We start from the raw sequence: 460 nt of genomic DNA, 5'->3' as shown, positions 1-460 counted from the left end.
CTAGTCATAAAAGGGGAAGCGACCGAGAATTCCGCTGCCGAAAACTTCTCTGGCTTGGCTATGCATGCGGTAGATGAGATCGCCGCCTACCGCGACCTGGTCGAGGAAGGCATCGACGCCCAGTTCGGACAGCCTGGTTATCGCAATGCGTTAGCGGCTCAGACTTGCGGTCTCGAGAGCGGCCTTTGGGGGTCACCTCTTTTTTGTTTCAGAGGTTGGAAGACGGCTGCTCGTTACCCAATAGAAATGGCGACTACGGAACGCGATCGATCGCGGCCATCAGGAAACACCTGTCTTCGGCTCAACCTCGACATGGCGTCCGATCGACCGCAGATATACAGCTATCTCGTCCATGAGATGATCGCGTTCGCCGTAGATCTCAGCAATCCTGCGCAGCTGTGGCTCGACGGACCTCCGTTGCGCCGGCGTCAAATCAGCATCGCCAAAGACATATCCCAAG

Annotated in this window: 1 protein-coding gene; it reads left to right on the top strand. The window is 56.5% G+C overall.

Annotated elements, in window-relative coordinates; genetic code table 11:
- Positions 1-460: hypothetical protein (locus EN738_RS35840; RefSeq protein ID WP_189606175.1), on the top strand; the 460-nt coding region annotated here is incomplete at both ends.

Origin of the sequence: Mesorhizobium sp. M4B.F.Ca.ET.017.02.2.1 (genome assembly GCF_003998955.1) — a bacterium.
In the GTDB taxonomy this organism is placed as follows: Bacteria; Pseudomonadota; Alphaproteobacteria; order Rhizobiales; family Rhizobiaceae; genus Mesorhizobium; species Mesorhizobium abyssinicae.
The sequence above is the reverse complement of the archived record's forward strand: the minus strand, read 5'-3'. Positions and strand labels throughout refer to the sequence as shown.